Origin of the sequence: Parasphingopyxis lamellibrachiae, assembly GCF_003385775.1 — a bacterium.
In the GTDB taxonomy this organism is placed as follows: Bacteria; Pseudomonadota; Alphaproteobacteria; order Sphingomonadales; family Sphingomonadaceae; genus Parasphingopyxis; species Parasphingopyxis lamellibrachiae.
This window is the reverse complement of the sequence record NZ_QRDP01000004.1, coordinates 2,673,108-2,695,606: the sequence shown is the minus strand read 5'-3', so window position 1 is coordinate 2,695,606 and position 22,499 is coordinate 2,673,108. Positions and strand designations below refer to the sequence as shown.

Below are 22,499 nucleotides of genomic sequence, written 5' to 3'. Positions count from 1 at the left end.
ATATTCCCCTACAAATTCTCTAATGCAGGAGGCGGTTACACATGCTGCGAATGACTTGCAATAACAAATGATGTTTGCGAGCGATTTTCATTATCGGCTGCTTTACGCACTCCCGCTGAGAGCAAAACAGGATCGCCACAAACGCCCGGCAGCCCCTATTCGGCCGCCAGAAGCGTTTCTGCCCCGCCGAGATCGACGGAGACAAGACGGCTCACTCCGCGCTCGACCATCGTCACGCCGTAAAGGCGGTGCATGCGCGACATCGTCACCGCATTGTGGGTGACGATCAGATATCGGGTATCGGTTTCGGCGGACATTTGGTCCAGAAGTTCGCAGAAGCGCTCAATATTCGCGTCGTCGAGCGGCGCATCGACCTCGTCCAATACGCAGATCGGCGCCGGATTGGTCAGGAAGAGAGCGAAGATAAGGGCTACCGCCGTCAGCGCCTGTTCGCCGCCCGAAAGCAGCGTCAGCGTCGCCAGTTTCTTGCCGGGAGGTTGGGCCATGATCTCAAGGCCCGCCTCAAGCGGATCATCGGAATCGATTAGCGCGAGATGCGCCTGCCCGCCCTGGAACAGGGTGCCGAACAGCCGGCGGAAATGGATGTCGACTTCCTCGAACGCCGCAAGCAACCGGGCCCGTCCCTCGCGGTTGAGGTTGCCGATAGAACCGCGCAGCCGGTTGATCGCCTGGCCCAGCTCTTCGCGTTCGGCAATCGAACTGCCATGTTCGGCTTCAAGCTCTTCCAGTTCGCTTTCCGCGACAAGGTTTACCGGCCCGATCCGCTCGCGATCCGCCTTCAGCTTGTCGAGCTGCGCCGACTCGCGCTCTGCCTCTTCGACCGTTTCGGCGTCGAATTCGAACTTGGCGGCCAGCGCGCGCGGGGCCGACTGGAATCTCTCGCTCGAAACGCGTTCGAACTCGCGCCGCCGGGTCTCGGCATTCTCAAAACGGGCCTGTCCGGCGGCGCGATTTTCGCGGGCCATGGACAACGCCTCGATAGCCTCGGCAGCCAGACGCTCGGTCTCGGTTACCCGCTCCTCGCCAACCCGTTCTTCGGCACGGGCGCTTTCTGCCAGGACCTCTGCTTCACCAACCCGGGTCAGCAACGCGGCAATATTCGTTTCAATCTCTTCCGGCGCGTCGACCAGCGCCCTGGCTTCCGCTTCCGCTTCTGCCGCGCGCTTCGCCATTTCCTGCACCCGCCGCGCCGCTTCGCCGGCCCGGTTTTTCCAACTGCTCGCTTCGGCGCGGGCGGCATCCAGTCGTGCCTTGTCGGCGTCGATCGCCTGACCGATAGTCGCCGCTTCCGCACGCGCTTCGGCCAGGATAATCCGCGCCGCTTCGCTCGCGGCCTTCAACCGTTCGACCGTTGCATCGGAGTCTCCGCTGTCGGGCAGATCGGCAATTCCGCCTTCTGCTGCTTTCAGGCCTTGCTGCGCCTCGGCAAGCTCGGCCCGCGCCCGGTCACGGCGTTCTGCAAGCCCCGCCTGCTGGTCGGCAAGACGCTCTATCGCCGCCCGGGCTGCATCCTGTTCGCGGATCGCCGCGCGCGCGCGATTTTCAGCCTCGCCCATCGCCTCGCGAGAATCTTCCAGCACGGTGCGTGCTTCGGTAACCGCCGCCACCGCCGAGGTCGCACGCGCGGCGGCCTCCTCGACCTTGGCCCGAGCCTCTGGCAGCGCAGCCTCTATCGATTCCAGGCGATTGACGCGAACCAGCCGTTCAGCCGCCGCCGCGCCATCCCCGCGCGCGATATAGCCGTCCCAGCGCCTCAGCCCGCCCTCATGCGTGACAAGGCGCTGCCCCACGGCGAGCGCGATCGACCCGTCATCGGCATCAACGACACCGATCTGCGCCAATCTTCGCAGCAACTGGGCCGGCGCTTTGACATGCTCTGCCAGACATTGCGTACCTGCGGGCAGCGCAGGATCGCCATCTGCGGAGCTCGAGCCGGTCCAGCGTCGCGCCCCGGTTTCGCCAAGGCCAGCCTCCAGGTCGTCGCCCAAAGCGGCAGCAAGCGCCTTTTCATATCCTTTGGCCGCACGAACATGGCCGAGCGCCTTGTCCTCGACCGCATCGTCCATGCCTCGTTCCAGAGCCTGCGCCTCGGATTCGAGCGCTGCGAGCGCCGCGCGGGCGGCCGCCGTTTCGCTTTCGGCCTCGTCGCGGGCGTTCGCCGCTGCTTCCCGCTGCCCGTCCGCCATTTCGATGGCATCCCGTAACTCGGCGATCTTTGCTTCGGCCGCGTTCCGGGCCGTTTCAGCCTCGCGATACGCTGCCTCAAGCGGCTCCACATCGCCAAGTTCGGCCAGTTCCGTCGCGACCCGGCCTGCCTCCGCCTCGGCTCGCGCAAGACGCTGCTGCGCGCTTTCCATATTGGCTTCCGCCACGCGAATATCGGCCTGTTGCGATGCCTGGGCAGCCAGCGCCCGCGCCATGGCCAGTTCAGCATCCCGCGCAACGGTTTCGGCTTCCTGTAACTTGCGCTCACTCTCGGCCCGGCGTTCATCCGTGCCCTCGAGCCGGGCCGTAATTTCCTGCTCTTCCGTCTCAAGCCGCTCAAGCGCCGCTGCCGCATCGCTGGCCAGGGCGTCTTCCCGGCCCCGGTCGCGCGCCAGATTTTCCTGTTGGCTCGAAAGCTCCCCGATCCGCCGCTCGAGCGCGCTGCGCTCATTTTTCAATGCGGCCAGCTCATGGCCGAGGGTTGCTGCTGCAGCCCGCGCCTCTTCGGCTGCACTGCGCTGTTCGGCCAGTTTGCGTGCGGCATCGGCCTGATGCACGGCGGCGTTGCGCTGGCGTTCAGCGGCCTCCGACACCTGCGTTTCGGCCTGCTCAGCTTCGGCTTTTGCCACCTCTGCCGCGCTGGCCGCATCGCGCCAGCGCGCAAATACCAGCCGCGCCTCGCCCAATTCGATGGAATCGCTGAGCTTGCGATAGCGACGCGCCTGATTGGCCTGGCGCTTCAACGCGCGAATCCGGCCGTCCATATCGGCCAACAGGTCATCAAGTCGGGACAGGTTGGTTTCGGTTGCGCGCAGCTTCTGTTCCGCATCTTTTCGGCGCACATGCAGACCGGCGATGCCGGCGGCTTCTTCCAGCATCTGCCGCCGTTCGGCAGGCTTGGCGGAAACCACCGCGCCTATCTTGCCCTGGCTGACCAGCGCCGGGGAATGGGCGCCGGTCGCCGCATCAGCAAACAGCAACGCGACATCTTTGGCGCGTACATCGCGGCCGTTCACCCGATAGGCGGACCCAGCTCCGCGTTCGATCCGGCGGACCACCTCCACTTCGCTTTCCAGCGCAACAGTTTCGTTATCGGGGCGGTCACCCTCGTCGCGCTCCGCAAGGATGGATACTTCGGCAAAATCGCGCGCAGGGCGGGCATCGGTTCCGGCAAAGATCACATCTTCCATGCCGCCGCCGCGCATGGATTTGGGGGAGCTTTCCCCCATCGTCCAGCGCAACGCCTCGAGCAGGTTGGATTTGCCGCACCCATTGGGCCCGACAATGCCAGTCAGGCCGGATTCGATTCGCAGTTCCGTCGGATCGACAAAGCTCTTGAAGCCCGCAAGTTTCAGGCGCTTTATCTGCATCGGCTGAGCCTGTTCCGCATCCGCCTGCTGAATACCCCCCAAACGCTCAAACTACTCAACCAGCTCCTGGAGCCGCGCATCGAGCTGCGCCCAGTTCGAAACGCCTGCCGCCAGCTGGCCGTTGATAATGAATGCGGGCGTTCCCGTGATGTTGTGATCGTTTAAAGCTGCGTTCCGCATTTCCTCAAGCTCCTGCACGGCTTCGCCGTCAGCAAGGCACTGGCGAGCCTGCTGGTCGGAAATGCCGAGCCCGCCAACCAATTCTATCAGGCCCGCCGCTTCCGCAAAGCCGACAAAGGTCCGGCCGCTCTGCAGCGCTTCAGGCGTCGCAAGCGCCTGAAGCTGCGCCTGATCCGCTCCCTGGATCGTCTCGAACATGGCACCCTGATTGGCGAACAGCCTCTCATTGAGCTGGAAGAACGGCCCTTCGCCGTTGCACCGCGTCAGCAACGCCGCGCTCAGATCGAGCGGATCGCGGACGAAATTGCGCACCTCGAAATTGACGGTCCCCTGCGAAACATAATTCTCCGTCAGCGGCGTGAAACTCTCTTCCGCGAAAGTTGCGCAATGGCTGCAGGTCAGCGAAGCATATTCGATAATGGTAATCGGCGCGTCGGGGTTCCCCATCCGAAAGCCGCCATCTTCTGTCTTCGTCACCGTCTCGACCCAGTTTTCAGACGTATCGGCGGCAACCGGTCCAGTCGCCGCGCCGCCATTGGCGGATGTCTCGCTGCCGCATGCGGCCAAAGTTGCCGCCAATGCGATCGCGGATACCTTCAATAAGTTCGTCATTACTCGCTCACTCCGTTTGATGTGTCCCGGCCAATATCGCCGAGACGCTTAACCTGCAATTGCCGGGGCGGCACCTGATTATCGACCAACGGCGCTCCTTCAGTCGCGATCACCGAGGCCGCCAGTCCTTCCAGACAGGCGCGCAATTCGGGATCTGCTATTTCGCGTAGCGACGCGCCGAGCGCCTCCGGAACGGGCCTGAGCGAAGGCGGCGCTGGCGCGCGCCTGGCCGGTTTCTCTGCCCTGCCCTGCTGGATCGATATCCGCGCAATCGCCGGATAGCCGAAAAAGCGGTTCACCCGCTCGATAATGGCCGGCTCGATATGCTGCATCATTGTCGCATGCGCTCCGACGACGTTCAGCTTGAGCACTCCGTCCGACCGTTTGCCGACAGGAAAGCGGATCGATTCGGGCGTCGAAACCTCGGCATAGCGTTCGCCGACAATCTCCGGCCAGCGCGAAACAATCGAGCTCTGGACGAAACCGAAGCGTCGAAACGAGGCTTTTCCGATTTTCGGCAGCATATCGCCGACCGCACGCGGCCGACGACTGCGCCCAGCCGCCTTGTCAGACGGATCGGACTTGTCGCGTCCGGACATATTGCGGGTTTTCGCCATCCCACTGCTCATGCCATAGGGGCCCAATGGCTACCATAAAAACTTGCAGGCCCGTGTGGATAATCCGCATGGCACGAAAAGCACTGTGAATGGCTGAAAAACCACTCAGCGACGGGCTTTTGCGATGGTATCGTAGCCATGCGCGCGCGCTGCCATGGCGGGCCCCGCCTGGAAAGAAGCCGCCCGATCCCTATCGCGTCTGGTTATCGGAAATCATGTTGCAGCAGACGACCGTCGCGGCGGCAAAACCCTATTTCGCTACCTTCACCGAACGCTGGCCGACCGTTGAAGCGCTCGCAGCAACAGCCAGTGAGGATATCATGGCGGCATGGGCGGGGCTTGGATATTATGCCCGGGCCCGAAATCTCCATGCTTGCGCGCGGGCGATCGTCGCCGATCATGGAGGGCAGTTCCCAAGCACCGAAACAGAGCTGCGGACCCTGCCCGGGATTGGCGCCTATACCGGCGCGGCGATCGCCGCGATCGGCTTTGGCGAACCGGCTACCGTGGTCGATGCGAATGTCGAACGGGTGATCGCCCGCCTTTACGCCATCGAAACGCCGCTGCCCGGGGCCCGGCCCGAAATCCGGAAAATGGCCGAATTGCTGACACCGGAAGACCATGCCGGCGATTTCGCCCAGGCAATGATGGATCTTGGCGCCACAATCTGCAGCGCACGCGCACCGGACTGCACGCGCTGCCCCTTGCAAAACCGGTGCCGGGCGGCCCGAACGGAAGATCCCGGAAAATTTCCGTTCAAAGCGCCGAAGAAAACCAAACCCGTCCGCCGCGGCACGGCCTATTGGCTGGAGCGCGACGAAGCGGTGCTTCTGGTTCGTCATCCCGAACGCGGAATGCTGGGCGGTATGCGCGCCCTGCCCAGCCATGGCTGGCGGGAGCCCGCAGCCGACCCCGTAGAAACTCCCGGGGATATCGACTGGATCCGCTACGGCACAGTCCGCCATGTCTTCACGCATTTCGCACTCGAGCTCGATGTCGTGGGCGGACATGTCTTGACGGATGAGGCCCCCGAAGGCGAATGGTGGCCCATCGCCATGATCGAAGAGGCAGGACTGCCGACTTTGTTCGCCAAAGCCGTCACCCTGGTCGCGGCCTATAGGGAGAATGATCCGTGAATACGCCTTTTCGGCCCGGCCTGACCGGTTCGCGCCTCGACCGTGCGGACCAGATCCGGGTGAAAGATGAATTGCTCGACGAAGTGCGCGGCAATCTGCGTGCGCGCCTTTTAAAGCTGAACGATCTCGATCCCGAAATTAACCCGGACGGCACTCTGGTCTGGGGCTCGATGGCCGATCGCCCCGATGATGCGGAATTGCTGTTTCTAGGGCTCGACGACGGGATTCCCTGCTTTGCACCGCTGATCGAAAACCAGCCGCCGGCGGGTCAGCGGGCCTATGCGGTATGGCGCCATCTGGACATCATGCCGCCGGAAGAAGCGTCGACATACGCCGCTGCGCGCTCCCTTATCGAATGGCATCGCGGCCATCTTTTCTGCAGCCGTTGCGGCACGCGCTCTGCCCTCTCCAAGGGCGGCTGGGGCAGGAAATGCCCGGAATGCAATGCCGAGCATTTCCCCCGCGTCGATCCGGTGGTCATCATGCTCGCCACCTTTGAGGACAAGGCGCTGATCGGCCGCCAGCCCCTGTTCCCGCCCGATCGCTATTCGGCACTGGCCGGGTTCGTCGAACCAGGAGAATCGCTGGAAGGCGCGGTAACCAGAGAACTTTTCGAGGAAGCCGGCGTCCGGGCCACATCCGTCCGCTATCTGACCAGCCAGCCCTGGCCTTTTCCCAACACCATGATGATGGCCTGCATCGCACCGGTTGAGGATGATGCGCTAACGCTGGATACCGAGGAACTGGAAGCGGCCAAATGGGTGACCCGGGCCGAGGTTCAGGGGGCGTATGACGGCGCGGTGGATGCCGCCTTTATCGCGCCGCCCCATTTCGCGATCGCCCATACCTTGTTGCGCGCATGGGTAGACGGGAAATGATTGCCTGCTTGCGATAATGCAATCCGCTCTTTAAAGCACCGCGCAAGCAATCCGGACAGACGGGAATCAAACAGAATGAGTCAGTTCAACACCATTGCAGGCTGGTCTTTGGCGGGCGGCATCGTTGCCCTGGGCACATCGATCGTCGTTGGCGAAGTTTTTCACGCGGAACGCCCTGAGACGATGGGCTATGTCGTAGAAGGCGTGGTCGAGAATGGCGGTGAGGAAGAAGCCGAACTCACAATGGCTGCAGCGTTCCCGCAGGTGACCGTCGAACAAGGCGAAGCCGTATTCCGCCGCTGCGCGAGTTGCCACACGGTCAATGAGGGCGGAGCCAACGGCATTGGCCCCAATCTCTATGGCGTTGTCGGCGCCCAGCACGCGCATCGCGCAGATTTCGGCTATTCCTCAGCACTGAGCGAAATGTCCGGTGCGTGGACGTTTGACGATCTGAGCGCTTGGCTCGCCCGGCCTTCGGCATATGCGCAGGGAACGACGATGAGCTTCGCCGGTCTGTCCGATCCGCTCGATCGCGCTGCTGTCATCCTGTACCTTAATGCTCAGGGTTCCAACCTGCCTTTGCCTGAACCGCCGGCTGCGGACGAACCCGAAGCTGAAGATGAAGCGATGGAAGCCGAAGAAGCTGCCGATCCCGAAACTGAAGCGGATATTGAAGGCGGCGATGCCGCAGAGGCCGAGCCGGAAGCCTAGTCCAGTTCGACTTTCGTCGGCTCGCACTTCCAGCCGATCGGTTCCTGGTAGAATTCCGTAATCATCTGCCAGGCTTCATCGGCCGTTTCCACGAAGCGCATGATCTTGAGGTCGTCCGGCGATATTGTACCTTCTTCGGCCAGCGCCTTGAAATCGATCACCCGCGTCCAGAAATCCTTGCCGAACAGCAGGATCGGCAGGGCTTTCATTTTACCCGTCTGCACCAGCGTCAGCAGTTCGAACATCTCATCGAACGTTCCGAACCCGCCAGGGAACACGGCAACGGCGCGGGCACGGATAAGAAAATGCATCTTGCGCAGCGCAAAATAGTGAAACTGGAAGCTTAGCGACGGCGTCACATATTCATTGGGCGCCTGTTCATGAGGCAACACGATATTGAGGCCGATGGATTCGGCTCCCACTTCAGTCGCCCCGCGATTCGCCGCCTCCATAATGGCCGGCCCACCGCCCGAGCATACCACGAACTGGCGCTTGCCGTCTTCGTCGCAATCGCATTGGCTTGCCGCTTGGGCCAGCTTGCGTGCCTCTTCGTAATATTTCGCTTTGTCCTGCAGCCGTTTGGCAATGCGCTTCTGCGCGCCTTCGGGGGCGGCGGCATAGGCGGCATCGGCCTTGGCCTGTTCGTGAATGCGCGCCGAGCCGTACATCACAAGCGTCGACCCGATATTCGCCTCGTCGAGCAACAGCTTGGGCTTCAACAGTTCAAGCTGGAACCGGATTGGACGTAGATCCTCCCGCAGGAGGAAATCCGTGTCCTGAAAGGCCAGAGTGTATGCCGGGTGCTCGGTCTGCGGCGTCGAGACGACCTGACGCGCATAGGCCGCGTCCTCGCCGGAGGAATAGAAAATTTCATCGGGAATATGGGGATCGTTCATAACCCCACCCTATTAGCGGCAATATGGCCCGCGGCTACCCATATCGAAGTGAAAATGGTTCCGATGGTCGGCATTGGCATCTGGACCGAGCACAATTTCAAACCTTTCGCAGGCCCCGCGATGAAGATCGCGCAGGAAGCGTCGCTCGCGGCTGTCGCTGTTGTTCCATCCGTTAAGCACGGTAATTCGCCGGCCGCCTGACAGGTTGAAAGCGGAGATATCGATGGCGTTCGCCTTACCATGTTCCGATAGCCGCCCGGTTCCCGAAATATTGCGGCAGCCATAAGTGCCGAACGTCTCGACCAGCGATACCTGCTCGCCGAAATGCCGTTCGGCCGCTGGCTGCAAAACCTCCCTCGTCCAGCGGGCATAGCGGTCTGCGAGTGGACAGGTCATCGCCCCGAGATTGCGTGTCGGCGTGCCGACCTGCACCAGCTGAACCGCGCCAATTGCGCGGCAGCCATTGGCGAAATTGCGATCCGGAAGGCGGCGATATTCGACGCCCCGGCTCGAAAGGTTGGCAAGGCATTGCCGGGTTTCTCCGGTGGCCGCCGGAAGCCGCTCAGTCGTACGGGACGGTTGAGGCCCGTCTGTGTTGCCATCAATCATGCCACAGGCGGAAAGCAGCAAGGCAACGGGCAAGAGGATATGAAGCTGGCGCATGGCCGTATTTTTATCCTCTTATGGTTATCGCGGGGTTAACGCCGCTTCGCCTTGCCGCGCGAATCCATCCGCCAATCGGATGCGATCAACATCCCGGGCAATTTCATCTTCGATATTGACATGCTGCGCTGCAATACGCATTGCGGCGCCGGGCCACGCTGCCCCAACGCAGCGCTAACTCTCTGTGAGGAGAGACGATATGTCTACTGAACCTACGGTCCGTCCGGGCCGCCCGTTTTTTTCTTCCGGACCCACATCCAAATTTCCTGGCTGGTCGCTCGACAAGTTGAGCACGGAATCGCTCGGCCGTTCGCATCGTTCAGCACTCGGGAAGGGACGCCTCAAATATGCGATCGACCTGAGCCGCGAAATTCTGGGCATTCCAGACGATTATCTGATCGGCATCGTGCCGGCCTCCGATACCGGAGCCGTCGAGCTCGCCATGTGGAACATGCTCGGTGCGCGCCCGGCAACTGTTGCCGCCTGGGAAAGCTTCGGCAATGTCTGGATCCAGGATGCCGTCAAGCAACTCAAGCCGAGCAACCTGACCGTACTTGAGGCCGATTATGGCGAGATTCCCGATCTCTCCTCAATCGACAAGGGCGACGATATCGTCTTCACCTGGAACGGAACGACCTCGGGTGCCCGCATTCCCGACGCAGACTGGATCGCCGACGACCGCGAAGGTGTGACCATCAACGACGCGACCTCCGCCATTTTCGCGCAGGAGATGGATTGGTCGAAGCTCGATGCAACAACCTATAGCTGGCAGAAGGTTATGGGTTCTGAAGCCGCGCACGGCATGCTGATTCTCAGCCCACGCGCCGTTGACCGGATCGAAAATTACGACCCGGAATGGCCGCTTCCCAAAATCTTTCGTGTCAAGAAGAACGGCAAGATCAATCGGGCCATCTTCGAAGGCGCGACGATCAACACGCCGTCCATGCTGGCGACAGAAGATTATATCGCGGCGCTGGAATGGGCGAAATCGATCGGCGGAATGACCGAACTCCAGGCGCGTGCGGATCGCAACGCTGCCGTTGTCCAGGAATGGATCGATGCCACGCCCTGGATGCGGAACATGGTTTCGGATCCAGCCAAACGCACCAATACCGGTGTCTGCATGGTGTTTCAGGGTGAATGGTATGACAGCCTCTCGCCCGAGGACCAGGCTGGCGTGCCGAAGAAAATCGTATCGATGCTCGAAGAGCGCCATGTCGGATATGATTTCAATGGCTATCGCGATGCCCCTCCTTCCTTGCGCATCTGGTGCGGATCGACAGTCGAAACCGACGATGTCGCCGCGCTTCTGCCCTGGATCGAATGGGCCTATGCCGAAGTCAAAGCCTCTCATTCCTAAGACAATCCGTGCTCCTGCGCAGTCAGGAGACCAGGGCAGCCGATCGATGACCTTGCGGCCCTGGATTCCTGCCCGCGCAGGAATACAGTTGGAGACACTATCATGCCTAAAGTGCTTATTTCTGATAAAATGGACCCAAAAGCCGCCGAGATTTTCCGTGCGCGCGGCGTAGAAGTCGATGAAATCATCGGTCTTTCCAAGGAAGAACTGGCCGAGATCATCGGCAAATATGATGGCCTGGCCGTCCGTTCCTCGACCAAGCTCACGCCGAAGATCCTCGAATCCGCTACGAACCTGAAAGTGGTCGGACGGGCCGGGATCGGCGTCGACAATATCGACATCCCCGCCGCCTCGGCAAAAGGCGTTGTCGTGATGAACACGCCGTTCGGCAACTCGATCACGACCGCCGAACACGCCATTGCGATGATGTTCGCTCTCGCCCGCCAGCTGCCCGAAGCCGATGCATCAACCCAGGCCGGCAAATGGGAAAAGTCCAAATTCATGGGCGTTGAACTGACTCACAAGACGCTGGGCCTTATCGGCGCTGGCAATATCGGCTCAATCGTTGCCGATCGCGCGCACGGCCTGAAGATGAAGGTCATCGCCTATGACCCCTTCCTGACCGAAGAGCGGGCAGTCGAACTCGGCATTGAAAAGGTTACGCTCGACGAATTGTTCGAACGTTCGGATTTCCTCACGCTGCACACGCCGCTCACCGACCAGACGCGGGGCATCGTATCGCGCGAGGCGCTGGCCAAAACGAAAAAGGGCGTGCGCATCATCAATTGCGCGCGCGGCGGCCTGATCGACGAAGAGGCACTGAAAGACGCGCTCGAATCCGGCCATGTAGCCGGAGCGGCGCTCGACGTGTTTGCCGAGGAGCCAGCCAAAGAAAATGCGCTGTTCGGTACGCCTGGTCTGATCTCAACCCCGCATCTGGGTGCATCGACAAGCGAGGCCCAGGTCAATGTTGCGATCCAGGTGGCCGAACAGATGGCCGATTTCCTGCTCGACGGCGGCGTGACCAATGCCCTCAACATGCCGTCGCTAACGGCTGAGGAAGCGCCGAAGCTCAAGCCCTATATGGCGCTTGCCAAGAAACTCGGCTCGCTGGTCGGGCAACTGGCGCATGACGCGGTAAAGGGCATTTCGATCGAGGTCGAAGGCGCGGCCGCTGAACTGAACCAGAAACCGATTACCGGCGCGGTGCTGGCCGGTTTCATGGGGGCCTATTCCGATTCCGTGAACATGGTCAACGCGCCGTATCTGGCGAAGGAACGCGGGCTCGATGTTCGCGAAATTCGGCATGAACGCGAAGGCGTCTATCACACGCTGATCCGTGTCGCCGTGATGACGGACGAAGGCGAAAAGTCGGTAGCCGGAACATTGTTCGGTGAAGACGCGCCTCGTTTGGTCGAGCTGTTCGGAATCAAGATCGAGGCCGATCTCGATGGCGACATGCTGTACGTCGTCAACGAAGATGCGCCCGGCTTTATCGGCAGGATCGGCACGACTCTGGGTGCAGCAGGTGTCAATATCGGCAACTTCCATCTCGGTCGCCGCGACGGTGGCGGGGATGCCGTGCTCCTGCTGTCGGTGGACCAGCACGTCGATGAACCGATCTTGTTGGAGGTATGCAATCTTGAAGGCGTGAAGACCGTCAAGACGCTGAGCTTCTAGACAGGCAAGAAAGCGAGTATGAAACGGCCATGAGCAAGATACCGCCCGGCCTCCTTCCCGAAGGATTGCGCGACCGGCTTCCGCCAGAGGCGGAGGCCGCCGCGCGCCTGTTGCGTTCGATTATGGATAGCGTGGCGTCCTATGGCTATGAACGGGTGTCGCCCCCGCTTGCCGAATTCGAGGAAGGGCTGGTAGGCCAGCTGAAATCGGACGGCGCTCAGGACCTGCTCCGGATCATCGATCCGGTCTCGCGCCGGACGCTGGCCCTGCGGCCCGACATAACGGCGCAGGTCGGGCGGATCGCCGCAACCAGAATGGCTGGGCGGACCCGGCCTCTCAGGCTCGCCTATGGCGGCGAGGTGCTGAAACTGCGCGCGACCCAGTTGCGCCCCGAGCGCCAGTTGCTTCAGGCCGGCGCCGAACTGGTCGGCAGCGACAGCGTGGCGGCGGCGAGCGAGATCCTGTCCATGGCCGTGGACGCGCTCGAAGCGGCCGGCGTCACGGATATCACGATCGACCTGACCCTGCCCGATCTTGTGCCCACACTGGCCGCAGGCCCCTTTCCGCTCGACCCCGGTCTCGTCGATTCGGTACGTGCCGAGCTTGACGAGAAGGATGCCGGCGCAATCGCGGCCCTGGGCGCGGATGCGTATCTGCCCCTTGTCCATGCCGCCGGGCCGCTGGATATGGCGATGGAGCGGATGCGCGCCATCGATGCCGGCGGCGCCCTCCAGTCCCGTCTGGACGGGATCGCCGGGATCGCCGACGCGCTGCAAGGCCGCGCCACGATCACCCTCGATCCGACGGAACGCCACGGTTTCGAATATCAGAGCTGGCTGGGTTTTTCCCTGTTCGGCGCCGATATGGCCGGCGAGCTCGGTCGGGGCGGCAGCTACACTATCTGCCACGCCGATGGCGCGGAGGAAGTCGCGATGGGCTTTTCACTCTATCTCGATCCGCTGATCGATGCCGGACTTGGCTGGAAAGAAAAAAAGCGCCTGTTCGTGCCGCTGGGAACCGAATCCGACCTTGCCGACCGACTGCGTTCCGAAGGCTGGCGCACCGTTGCCGCGCTCACCGATGCGGACACAGCCGATGGGCTGGACTGCACCCATCAGCTGATAAACGGCGAACCGGAGCCACTATAAACCCAGACCTGTCCAGCACCTGTTGAACAGGGGCGTGGACGTGCCCGCTCAGGACAATTAGGAGCAGGGCGTAACCAGCAAGCGAAAGCAAATCCGCATGGCCAATGTAACCGTTATCGGCGCCCAATGGGGTGATGAGGGCAAGGGAAAGATCGTCGACTGGCTGTCATCCCGAGCCGATGTCGTCGTCCGCTATCAGGGCGGTCACAATGCCGGTCATACGCTCGTCGTCGGCAACGAGGTGTACAAGCTCTCCCTGCTGCCGTCGGGCATCGTGCGCGGCACGCTCTCGATCATCGGCAATGGCGTAGTCCTTGACCCCTGGCATCTTCGCGAAGAACTGGCGAAGCTGCGCGGCCAGGGGCTGACAATCACGCCGGACAATCTGCACATCGCCGAAACCTGCCCGCTGATCTTGCCTTTCCATCGCGATCTTGACGGGCTGCGCGAAGATGCCAGCGATTTCAAGATCGGCACGACCCGGCGCGGCATCGGCCCTGCCTATGAAGACAAGGTGGGCCGCCGCGCCATCCGGGTGTGCGACCTCGCCCATCTCGGCGATCTCGACCCGCAGATCGACCGGCTGTGCGCCCATCATGACGCGGTGCGTGCAGGGTTTGGCGAAACACCGATCGACCGGGATCGGCTCAAGCGCGATTTGGAAGATATCGCCCCGACAATCCTGCCCTTCGCCAAACCGGTATGGCGCGAACTCAACGATATCCGCCAGCGCGGCGACAGAATCCTGTTCGAGGGAGCACAGGGCATGCTGCTCGATGTAGATCATGGTACCTATCCGTTCGTCACATCCTCGAACACGATTGCCGGCACAGCCGCCGGCGGTTCGGGCGTCGGGCCGCAAACGACCGGCTTCATCCTCGGCATCGTCAAGGCCTATACGACCCGTGTAGGCGCCGGCCCCTTCCCGACCGAACTCGACGACGCCAACGGCCAGAAACTGGGCGAGCGTGGCCATGAATTCGGAACCGTCACCGGCAGGCAGCGTCGTTGCGGCTGGTTCGACGCAGTGCTGGTACGCCAATCTGCCGCCGTTTCGGGTGTGACCGGGATAGCGCTCACCAAGCTCGACGTGCTCGACGGGTTCGAGGAACTGAAGATCTGCACCGGCTATCGACTGAACGGCGAAACATATGACTATCTACCGCCCCATCCCAAGGACCAGGCGTCGGTCGAACCGGTTTACGAGACGATCGAGGGCTGGAGCGAGTCGACGGCGGGCGCACGGACATGGAACGAACTTCCCGCCCAGGCCATCAAATATGTGCGCCGGGTCGAAGAGTTGATCGGCTGTCCCGTGGCTCTCGTCTCGACGAGCCCGGAGCGTGAAGACACGATCTTGGTGCGCGACCCCTTCGCCGATTGATCGCTGACAGCGATGTTAGTAGACTGATCTCAAAAAGAGAGAGGATCAGATCTATGAAATCCATCGCAGCCATGGCCGCTATGTTGCTTGCGTCGACAAGCGCCTTTGCCGCCGTCCACACCGTAGAAGCCGGGCCGAATGCCCAGGAACGACTGCAGGGCGCGCTTATCGAGGCCGAGCCCGGCGATGTGATCGAAATCGGCGCGGGCCGGTTCGAGCTGACCGACGGCCTCTCGCTCGACGTCGACAATGTCACGATCCGCGGCGCGGGAGCGGGCGAATCGATCCTCGATTTCACGAATCAGGTCGGCGCGGGCGAGGGCTTGATGGTAACATCCGACGATGTGGTGCTGCGCGATTTCGCAGTTGAGAACAGCCGGGGCGACGGGATAAAGTCGAAAGAGGCGGACCGGATCGTGTATCACGGCCTGCGCGTGGAATGGACCAACGGGCCCGATCCAAGCAACGGCGCCTATGGCATCTACCCGGTCGAATCGACCCATGTTCTGGTTCAGAATTCCCAGGTGATCGGGGCATCGGATGCCGGCATCTATGTCGGCCAGTCCCAGCAGATCGTTGTGCGCCACAATATGGTGCGCCAGAATGTGGCCGGTATCGAGATCGAAAATAGCTATTTCGCCGATGTGTATGAAAATATGGCCACTGAAAATACCGGGGGCGTACTCGTGTTCGACCTGCCGAACCTGCCGCAAATGGGCGGCCATAGCGTCCGTGTTTTCCGCAACATGATCGAGAACAACAACACCGCCAATTTCGCGCCCGAAGGCAATATCGTCGCGGGCGTACCGGCCGGAACCGGCGTCATGGTGATGGCCAACCGCAACGTCCATGTGTTCGAGAATGTGATCCAGGAGCATGGCTCCAGCAATGTGATGCTCGTCGCTTACACTGAGACGTTCGACGACCCGAACTACGAACCCACGATTCGCGACGTTGTCGTCCATGGCAATGTTCAGGGACGGGCTGGCTATGCGCCCGATTTCGAGGGCGGCGAACAACTGGCCGCCGCCGTGGGCGGTACGCTTCCCCCGATCCTGTGGGACGGTATTGGCACGGGAATTGTCGTCAATGACGAAGTCCCTGTCCTGACGCTGGGCCTCACCGCCGCCGGACAGTCGCTCACGGAAGCGCAGCCTTCCATGGCCGAGCTTTCCAGCGAAACACCAGCCGCCAGCCCGGAAGCCGTCACGCTTCCAGAAAGCATGCTGGCCGCCGTTCAATGACCAGAGCCCTGCTCGCGCTTTTCGGGTGGCTGGCGCTGGTCAGCGCCAGCGCGCCGGTACCGGTGGCGACCGGCCTGATCATGGGTGACACATTGCCGCGCTCTCTGTCCGAATTCCGTTTCTTCGTTGACGGCATAGGGCACACACCCAATGACCGCGTGATCGGCTATGATCTCAATACGCCGCTCTTTTCCGACTATGCGGCCAAGAATCGCTTCGTCTATGTGCCCGAGGGCGAGACGGCGCGTTACACCGAAACGGGCGTTTTGGAATTTCCCGTCGGATCGGCGCTGATCAAGAGCTTCGGCTATCCGGCCGATTTCCGTGATCCGGACAGTCCTGTCCGCTGGATCGAGACGCGTGTCCTGCTGCGTCGGGAAGATGGCTGGGTCGCCCTTCCCTATATCTGGAACGAAGATGGCACGGACGCTGTCCTGGCGCGCGCCGGGCGCCGCCTGCCCGCCAACTGGATAGATGCGGACGGGGAAAGGCAGGAGATCAGCTACCGCGTCCCCAATCAGAACCAGTGCAAGACCTGTCATGCGCGGGATGGCGAGATCGCCCTGATCGGGCCGAGCGCGCGCAATCTCAACAATGGCCGCCGCCTCGCTGAATGGGTGGACTGGAGCATCCTCGATCACGCACCCGACAACGCACCGCGTGTGCCGCGCTGGGATGATGAAAGCGATGGAACGCTTGTCGAGCGCGCCAATGCCTATCTCGATGTCAATTGCGCCCATTGTCACAACGCCGCGGGCAGCGCGAGCAATTCGGGCCTCTTCCTTACCTATGAGGAGAGCAATCCTGTCACGCGCGGCTTATTGAAACGGCCCGTTGCCGCGGGCCGCGGCAGCGGCGGTTTCGATTTCGATATCGAGCCCGGCCATCCGGAACGTTCCATCCTGCTCTTTCGGATGCAGGCCAGCGATCCCGGAATCGCCATGCCCGAACTGGGCCGTGAATTGTTGCATGAGGAAGGCATCGCGCTTATCCGCCGCTATATCGCTGCGCTGGACGATCAGGGGTAGGCCGACTGCATGACATCGCGTGAATCGACCCAGTTGCTGCCCCGCGCCCATGCGGACGAAGCGCATTTCGAGCGCGAATGGCAGGATTGGGCCGCCCTTCTCGGCATTGGAGCCGTCCAGTGGCCCTGGCTTCTCAGATCGCTGCGCGGCGGGAGCAAGGCGGAGAAAAAGCGGCTGCTCGACAGGCTGGGCCTGCCGCTGGATGCCCTACCGAACCTCGGCAGCTGGAAAGCCGATACCAGTCTGCTCCACAAGATCGCCGATCGCATCCTTGACGCAAAACCTCAGCTTGTCGTCGAATTCGGCGCGGGCGCGTCCACGCTGATTGCCGCGCGAGCCCTGCAGATAAACGGGTCGGGTCGGCTGATCAGCTTCGACCAGCATGAGGATTTTGTTATCGCGACACGGCGCTGGCTGGGCGAGCACGGGCTTTCGACCGATATGCGCTCCGTGTCCCTGGTTCCGTCGCCGGATCGCTGGCGCGGCCTTTGGTACGATCATGGCCCCCTGCCCGACAATATCGATCTGATGCTTATCGACGGCCCCTGCTGGACCATTCACCCCTTTGGCCGGGGCGCGGCCGCGAGCCTGTTCGACAAGATCTCCGTCGGCGGCATGGTCATGCTCGATGACGGCGCCCGGCCCGGCGAACGGATCGTCCGCCGCCGCTGGGCGAAGATGTTCCCGAATTTCGATTTCGAACTGGTCAGCGACGGCACCAAAGGCACCGTTATCGGTGTTCGCCGCGCCTAAAAAAACGGCAGACCGATTGCCGGCCTGCCGTCCTCATTCAGGTAAAGCCCGGTTATTCCGGCTTTTCGCCCGGTGCGACTTCTTCGCCAGCGGCTTCCAGCCGGGCTTTTGCCGCGTCATTTTCCGCAGCCTCTTCTTCGCTCAGCATCGGGCGCGGTTCGCTGGCCTCTTCGGGTTTATCAAAATCCGGAACAGCCTGTGCTTCGACAGCCTGTTCGGTTTCTTCAGCAACACCATCGCTTTGAGCCATTGCGGGCGGGGTGCCCACCAATGCGACCAGCATGGTATAGACTAGCTTCTTCATTTTGCGACACTCCATATTTGGGCGCTTGCCCTGGCGTGCAGCCCGAGCATCGCGCGGCCCGCGAAATGGGAATGAAACCCGCAATTGTCCAGTATAAATGCGACGAGAAGTTGCAGCTAGACGTCGTCGGCCGAAATCAGTTCCTCACGATCCAGTTCGCCCGTCATGGCCGCCACTGTCGTCGCCACCGCCGCATCACCCGATACGTTGGTCGTCGTGCGCATCATGTCCATGATCCGGTCGACGCCGGCGACAAAGGCGATCGTTTCCAGCGGCACACCCACGGCGCCGAAAACCAGCGCCATCATGATGAGTCCAGCGCCAGGAATACCTGCCGCACCGATTGCGCCCAGCGTGGCGAGAATGGTGATCAGGAAATATTGGCCCCATGTCAGGTCGACGCCGAATATCTGCGCGCCGAACAGCGTGGCCAGCCCCAGATACATCGCAGTACCGTTCATGTTGATCGTCGCGCCAAGCGACACGACGAAGCTCGACACGGGCTGCGAAACACCCAGGTTGCGCTGGGTGCAGCGCAGTGTCACCGGTAGCGTTGCGTTGGACGAGGCCGTCGAATAGCTGACAGCCATCGCATCGATGATCCCGCGGAAAAAGTCCCTGACGGGAACTTTTGCAAGGAACTTCACCATCGCCGAATACATGACGAATATGATCAGCAGGCAACCAGCATAATTGAGCGCCACCAGCTTGGCGAGCGAGACCAGTGCATCCATACCAAGAGTGCCGGCGACCCATGCCATCAGGGCAAAGACCCCGAACGGCGTCATCTCCATAACGATCATCGTCACCTTCTGCATGACGATCGCCCCGGAATCGAAAATGCGCTGGGCCGGTTCCCCGTCTTTCTTGGCCATCAGGATGCCGATGCCGATCAGCATCGAAAAGACGATCAGCGGCAGGACATTGACATCGGCCATCGCCTGAACCGGGCTGTCAGGCACGACAGAGAGGATCATGTCCTGGAAACCCGTGGGATTGGGTTCGGGAACCGGTCCCATCTCGATGGTGCTGGTATCGACGCCGACACCGGGCTGGATTATGGTGCCCAGCAACAGGCCGAGCCAGGCGGCAATCTGGCCAGAGACTATGAACAGCAGCAGGGCGCGCCCGCCTACGCTGCCCAGTTTACGCAGATCCCCGATCGCTGCGACGCCCGAAACCAGAGAGAAGAAAATCAGCGGCACAACGAGCATCTTGATCGCGCGAATGAAGAGATCGCCGATCCATTTTATGCTCTCGGCATCAGGACCCCAGAGAAAGCCCGTCACAACGCCAAGGATCAATGCGCCCACAACCCGCTGCCAAAGCGGAATCCCAAACCAGAATTTCATGCGGCGCTCCCCCCGAGACGAAAAATTTGCGCAACGCTAGAGCGCGGTCGCACACACCGCAACACCCTCAGGCGAACATAAAGGCGATGGTAAGGCATGTCGTAAAGCCGACCGCAGCCGTCAGTGGCAGGCCCGCCTTGATGAAATCGACGAAACGGTAATTGCCGGCCGCATAGACGAGCGTGTTGGTCTGATAGCCTATGGGCGTGGCAAAACTGGCCGAAGCGGCGAACATCACGGCAATCACGAGCGGCCGGGGATCGATGCCCAGTTGCGCGGCGAGCCCGATAACGATCGGCGTGACGACGACAGCGACGGCGTTGTTCGTGACGATCTCGGTCAGGATCACCGAAAGCGCATAGACGATGAATATGAGAGACCAGGCCGGCATAAGCTCCAGCGCCGGAACCGCCGCTGCTACGATCAGGGATACACTTCCCGCCTGTTCCAGCCCGACGCCGACGGCCAACATGGCGAAGATTAGGATCAGGACGTTGCCGTCGATCGAACCCCAGGCCTCTTCCGCGTCGATGCACCGGGCGGCGAGGATTGCGCCCATAGCGAGAATTGCAGCCACCGCGAGGGAAACGATATTGAGAGCGGCCAGCAGCACGACGGCGGCCAGCGCAAGGATGGCGACGGGCGCGCGATCCCGGCGGAATTCCCGGGTGCGGGTTTGCCCAACGCCGAGCAGGTTTGGATTTTCATACATGCGCCGGATGGCATCTTCGGAACCGGTGACGAGCAGATGATCGGCCGCGCGCATACGGGCATTGGGCATGTCGGGCCCGGGCAACTGGCGGTGGCGCGTGATTCCGATGATTCGCACCCGCAACCGGCTGAGGAACGGAATATCGCTGAGCCGCCGCCCGAGGCTGGGATGGGTCGGCGCGATCGTTGCCTCGACAAGCGCCTCGCTGTTCGCACTGGGGCCGTTCTTGCCGGCCAGCCCCATCTCGAACTGGCGCGTCCGGCGCAGCGAGAGCAGCTCGGTCATGTCCGTTCGGATGATGAGATGATCACCAGCCATCGCAACTTCCTCGGCAATATCCTGCCGGATGAACTGATCGTCCCGCTTGATCGCCAGTACCTTGAGCCTGCTTGGCCGCAATGCGGAAAGTTCGCCGTAATTCTTGCCAATGACATCGCTGTCGTCGAGCACGATAAGCTCGGTCAGAAAATCGGTGTCTTCGGTGCTGCGATAGAGCGAAGTCGGATCGCCTTTGGGCAACAAGAGTGGGCCGAAAATAGCCAGCGTAACGGCACCGGCAAGGGCCGCCATCAGCCCATAGGGCGTAATCTCGAATATGCCGAAGGGCTCGAGCCCTTCCTGGCGGGCGACGGCATCGACGATCAGGTTGGTCGAAGTACCGATCAGCGTCATCGTACCGCCGAGAATACAGATATAGGACAATGGGATGAGCAGGCGCTTGACCGACATGCCCGTCGCTTCGGCGAGGCGCGCCATGATCGGGGTCAGCACGAGCACGACCGGCGTATTGTTCATGAATGCCGAGGCTGTGAACGCGCCTGCCAGCAGCTCGACCAGGGCCAGTTTCGGTCGCTTGGCCGCGCGCGTGACAATGCCGGAAGCCAGTGCATCGATCGTTCCGGTCCTTAGCAAGGCACCGGAAAGCACGAACATGGCCCCGATCGTTATCGGAGCGGGATTGGAGAATACCGAGAGCAGCCCTTCTGAATCGAGAATGCCGAGAAACAGGAATGTACAGGCGCCAAACAGCGCGACAACTGCTGCGGGAAATCGTTCGAACAGGAAGGCGACAAACATCACACCGAGAATGATGAGGCCGATAACCGCCTGATTAACCTCGATAAAGAGTCGAATTGCTTCCAAAATTTACCCCTCAGCCAACCCGCTTATCAGCCGCATTGCGCGCGGTGAAGCAACATTTGATCGGCAAGGACGAGTGCCATCATCGCCTCGACAACGGGAACCCCGCGAATACCGACACAGGGATCGTGCCGGCCCTTTGTCGAAATCTCGGCTGCCTCGCCATCGCGCGTCACCGTTTTGAGTGGTGTCAGGATCGAGCTGGTTGGTTTGAAGGCCGTCCGGCAGATGATCGTATCGCCGTTCGATATGCCGCCAAGCACGCCGCCCGCATTGTTCGAAAGGAATCGCGGCCCTGTATTGCCCGGTTCCATTTCATCGGCATTTTCACGGCCGGTAATCCGCGCCGCCTCAAACCCGTTACCGATCTCCACGCCCTTGGTCGCATGGATCGACATCATCGCAGCAGCCAGCTCCGCATCCAGCTTCGCATAAACCGGCGCGCCCCAGCCTGCCGGAACGCCTGTCGCGATGCACTCGGCAACCGCACCCAGCGAATTGCCATCCTTGCGCGCGGTATCGACGGCGGATTCCCATTCGCCGACCGCCACCGGATCGGGGCAGAAAAAGTCGTTTGCATCGATTGCGGCATCGTCAAACCGGTCTCGGTCGATGGCGACACCGCCGAGTTCCGTCAGATACGCCCGGATCGCGATACCGTCGCCCAGCACCTTGCGCGCAACGGCGCCTGCCGCCACGCGCGCGGCGGTTTCCCGCGCTGAAGATCGTCCGCCGCCGCGATAGTCGCGAAAGCCATATTTGGCATCATAAGTGAAGTCAGCATGGCCGGGTCGGTATTTGGCCGCGATCTCGGAATAGTCCTTTGAACGCTGGTCGACATTCTCGACCATGAGATGAATCGGCGTCCCCGTCGTCTTGCCCTCGAACACGCCAGACATGATGCGAACAGTGTCCGGTTCGCGGCGCTGGGTTGTGTGGCGGGACTGGCCCGGCCGGCGCTTGTCCATCCAGGGCTGGATATCGCTCTCGTCGATCGCAATGCCCGGCGGGCAGCCGTCCACGATCGCGCCGAGCGCCGGGCCATGGCTCTCGCCCCAGGTGGTGAAACGGAACAGATGTCCAAAACTGTTATAGCTCATCGGGT

19 protein-coding genes are annotated in these 22,499 nt (G+C 61.6%); 10 read left to right on the top strand and 9 right to left on the bottom strand.

The annotated features are described in order from the left end of the window. Positions 1-155: 155 nt before the first annotated feature. From smc to DFR46_RS13505, 3 genes are read right to left on the bottom strand one after another with little or no spacing between them, the layout of a single operon-like run. A complete protein-coding gene (gene smc, locus DFR46_RS13515) occupies positions 156-3,596 on the bottom strand; it encodes a chromosome segregation protein SMC (protein WP_116237361.1) in 3,441 nt (1,146 codons plus the stop codon). 51 nt (positions 3,597-3,647) lie between these two features. After that, positions 3,648-4,388 carry a DsbA family protein gene (locus DFR46_RS13510; RefSeq protein ID WP_116236915.1) on the bottom strand — a complete coding sequence of 247 codons (741 nt, stop codon included), beginning with the start codon at positions 4,386-4,388 and terminating at the stop codon, positions 3,648-3,650. Beyond that, positions 4,388-5,005 (bottom strand): DUF721 domain-containing protein, encoded by a 618-nt coding sequence (locus tag DFR46_RS13505; RefSeq protein ID WP_211306433.1) that lies wholly within the window; start codon positions 5,003-5,005, stop codon positions 4,388-4,390. The genes DFR46_RS13510 and DFR46_RS13505 overlap by 1 nt, the downstream gene beginning before the upstream one ends. An 89-nt stretch (positions 5,006-5,094) precedes the next feature. Here DFR46_RS13505 and mutY point away from each other — a divergent pair, with 89 nt between their 5' ends. The 3 genes from mutY (at position 5,095) to DFR46_RS13490 (ending at position 7,730) form a co-directional block, all read left to right on the top strand. Next, a complete protein-coding gene (mutY, locus tag DFR46_RS13500) occupies positions 5,095-6,141 on the top strand; it encodes an A/G-specific adenine glycosylase (protein WP_116236913.1) in 1,047 nt (348 codons plus the stop codon). Next, entirely contained in the window at positions 6,138-7,019 is an 882-nt protein-coding gene (nudC, locus tag DFR46_RS13495; protein ID WP_116236912.1) for an NAD(+) diphosphatase, read from the top strand. Before mutY ends, nudC begins: the two co-directional genes overlap by 4 nt. Before the next feature lie 75 nt (positions 7,020-7,094). Then, positions 7,095-7,730 carry a c-type cytochrome gene (locus DFR46_RS13490; protein ID WP_116236911.1) on the top strand — a complete coding sequence of 212 codons (636 nt, stop codon included), beginning with the start codon at positions 7,095-7,097 and terminating at the stop codon, positions 7,728-7,730. On the opposite strand, the gene DFR46_RS13485 is transcribed toward DFR46_RS13490, so the two are convergent. Then, a complete protein-coding gene (locus DFR46_RS13485) occupies positions 7,727-8,626 on the bottom strand; it encodes an LOG family protein (RefSeq protein ID WP_116236910.1) in 900 nt (299 codons plus the stop codon). The two genes, DFR46_RS13490 and DFR46_RS13485, sit on opposite strands and share 4 nt — an antisense overlap. Positions 8,627-8,638: 12 nt before the next feature. Next, complete coding sequence (locus DFR46_RS13480; protein WP_116236909.1) at positions 8,639-9,289, bottom strand: extensin-like domain-containing protein; 651 nt, start codon at positions 9,287-9,289, stop codon at positions 8,639-8,641. Positions 9,290-9,488: 199 nt separating this feature from the next. Here DFR46_RS13480 and DFR46_RS13475 point away from each other — a divergent pair, with 199 nt between their 5' ends. The 7 genes from DFR46_RS13475 (at position 9,489) to DFR46_RS13445 (ending at position 17,886) form a co-directional block, all read left to right on the top strand. Then, positions 9,489-10,649, top strand: a complete 1,161-nt coding sequence (locus tag DFR46_RS13475) for a phosphoserine transaminase (protein ID WP_116236908.1) — start codon at positions 9,489-9,491, stop codon at positions 10,647-10,649. Positions 10,650-10,751: 102 nt separating this feature from the next. Next, the gene (gene serA, locus DFR46_RS13470; RefSeq protein WP_116236907.1) at positions 10,752-12,329 is read left to right on the top strand and encodes a phosphoglycerate dehydrogenase; all 1,578 of its coding nucleotides are present in this window, start codon (positions 10,752-10,754) and stop codon (positions 12,327-12,329) included. 29 nt (positions 12,330-12,358) lie between these two features. After that, positions 12,359-13,477, top strand: coding sequence for an ATP phosphoribosyltransferase regulatory subunit (locus DFR46_RS13465; RefSeq protein ID WP_116236906.1), 1,119 nt, complete (start codon positions 12,359-12,361; stop codon positions 13,475-13,477). 97 nt (positions 13,478-13,574) lie between these two features. Then, entirely contained in the window at positions 13,575-14,861 is a 1,287-nt protein-coding gene (locus DFR46_RS13460) for an adenylosuccinate synthase (RefSeq protein ID WP_116236905.1), read from the top strand. Between the two features lie 53 nt (positions 14,862-14,914). Next, entirely contained in the window at positions 14,915-16,105 is a 1,191-nt protein-coding gene (locus DFR46_RS13455) for a parallel beta-helix domain-containing protein (protein WP_116236904.1), read from the top strand. Next, positions 16,102-17,133, top strand: coding sequence for an SO2930 family diheme c-type cytochrome (locus DFR46_RS13450; RefSeq protein ID WP_116236903.1), 1,032 nt, complete (start codon positions 16,102-16,104; stop codon positions 17,131-17,133). Before DFR46_RS13455 ends, DFR46_RS13450 begins: the two co-directional genes overlap by 4 nt. A gap of 9 nt (positions 17,134-17,142) precedes the next feature. Next, entirely contained in the window at positions 17,143-17,886 is a 744-nt protein-coding gene (locus tag DFR46_RS13445) for a class I SAM-dependent methyltransferase (protein ID WP_116236902.1), read from the top strand. 52 nt (positions 17,887-17,938) lie between these two features. On the opposite strand, the gene DFR46_RS13440 is transcribed toward DFR46_RS13445, so the two are convergent. From DFR46_RS13440 to aroC, 4 genes are all read right to left on the bottom strand, one after another. Next, positions 17,939-18,190: a hypothetical protein gene (locus DFR46_RS13440; protein WP_116236901.1), complete on the bottom strand. Its 252-nt coding sequence runs from the start codon at positions 18,188-18,190 to the stop codon at positions 17,939-17,941. A gap of 116 nt (positions 18,191-18,306) precedes the next feature. Continuing rightward, positions 18,307-19,542, bottom strand: coding sequence for a dicarboxylate/amino acid:cation symporter (locus DFR46_RS13435; RefSeq protein WP_116236900.1), 1,236 nt, complete (start codon positions 19,540-19,542; stop codon positions 18,307-18,309). Between the two features lie 67 nt (positions 19,543-19,609). Continuing rightward, complete coding sequence (locus DFR46_RS13430; protein ID WP_245953861.1) at positions 19,610-21,397, bottom strand: SLC13 family permease; 1,788 nt, start codon at positions 21,395-21,397, stop codon at positions 19,610-19,612. 26 nt (positions 21,398-21,423) lie between these two features. Next, on the bottom strand, positions 21,424-22,494 hold the full coding sequence (gene aroC / locus DFR46_RS13425; RefSeq protein ID WP_116236899.1) for a chorismate synthase: 1,071 nt from the start codon (positions 22,492-22,494) through the stop codon (positions 21,424-21,426). Positions 22,495-22,499: the final 5 nt, after the last annotated feature.

What these genes read in the sequence shown, in the direction of transcription:
- DFR46_RS13490 (WP_116236911.1), top strand. Translation starts at nt 7,095, where the DNA reads ATGAGTCAGTTCAACACCATTGCAGGCTGGTCTTTGGCGGGCGGCATC.
- DFR46_RS13460 (WP_116236905.1), top strand. Translation starts at nt 13,575, where the DNA reads ATGGCCAATGTAACCGTTATCGGCGCCCAATGGGGTGATGAGGGCAAG.
- DFR46_RS13440 (WP_116236901.1), bottom strand. Translation starts at nt 18,190, where the DNA reads ATGAAGAAGCTAGTCTATACCATGCTGGTCGCATTGGTGGGCACCCCG.
- smc (WP_116237361.1), bottom strand. Translation starts at nt 3,596, where the DNA reads ATGCAGATAAAGCGCCTGAAACTTGCGGGCTTCAAGAGCTTTGTCGAT.
- serA (WP_116236907.1), top strand. Translation starts at nt 10,752, where the DNA reads ATGCCTAAAGTGCTTATTTCTGATAAAATGGACCCAAAAGCCGCCGAG.
- DFR46_RS13455 (WP_116236904.1), top strand. Translation starts at nt 14,915, where the DNA reads ATGAAATCCATCGCAGCCATGGCCGCTATGTTGCTTGCGTCGACAAGC.
- aroC (WP_116236899.1), bottom strand. Translation starts at nt 22,494, where the DNA reads ATGAGCTATAACAGTTTTGGACATCTGTTCCGTTTCACCACCTGGGGC.
- DFR46_RS13465 (WP_116236906.1), top strand. Translation starts at nt 12,359, where the DNA reads ATGAGCAAGATACCGCCCGGCCTCCTTCCCGAAGGATTGCGCGACCGG.
- DFR46_RS13510 (WP_116236915.1), bottom strand. Translation starts at nt 4,388, where the DNA reads ATGACGAACTTATTGAAGGTATCCGCGATCGCATTGGCGGCAACTTTG.
- DFR46_RS13480 (WP_116236909.1), bottom strand. Translation starts at nt 9,289, where the DNA reads ATGCGCCAGCTTCATATCCTCTTGCCCGTTGCCTTGCTGCTTTCCGCC.
- DFR46_RS13475 (WP_116236908.1), top strand. Translation starts at nt 9,489, where the DNA reads ATGTCTACTGAACCTACGGTCCGTCCGGGCCGCCCGTTTTTTTCTTCC.
- mutY (WP_116236913.1), top strand. Translation starts at nt 5,095, where the DNA reads ATGGCTGAAAAACCACTCAGCGACGGGCTTTTGCGATGGTATCGTAGC.
- DFR46_RS13435 (WP_116236900.1), bottom strand. Translation starts at nt 19,542, where the DNA reads ATGAAATTCTGGTTTGGGATTCCGCTTTGGCAGCGGGTTGTGGGCGCA.
- DFR46_RS13485 (WP_116236910.1), bottom strand. Translation starts at nt 8,626, where the DNA reads ATGAACGATCCCCATATTCCCGATGAAATTTTCTATTCCTCCGGCGAG.
- DFR46_RS13445 (WP_116236902.1), top strand. Translation starts at nt 17,143, where the DNA reads ATGACATCGCGTGAATCGACCCAGTTGCTGCCCCGCGCCCATGCGGAC.
- DFR46_RS13505 (WP_211306433.1), bottom strand. Translation starts at nt 5,005, where the DNA reads ATGGCGAAAACCCGCAATATGTCCGGACGCGACAAGTCCGATCCGTCT.
- DFR46_RS13450 (WP_116236903.1), top strand. Translation starts at nt 16,102, where the DNA reads ATGACCAGAGCCCTGCTCGCGCTTTTCGGGTGGCTGGCGCTGGTCAGC.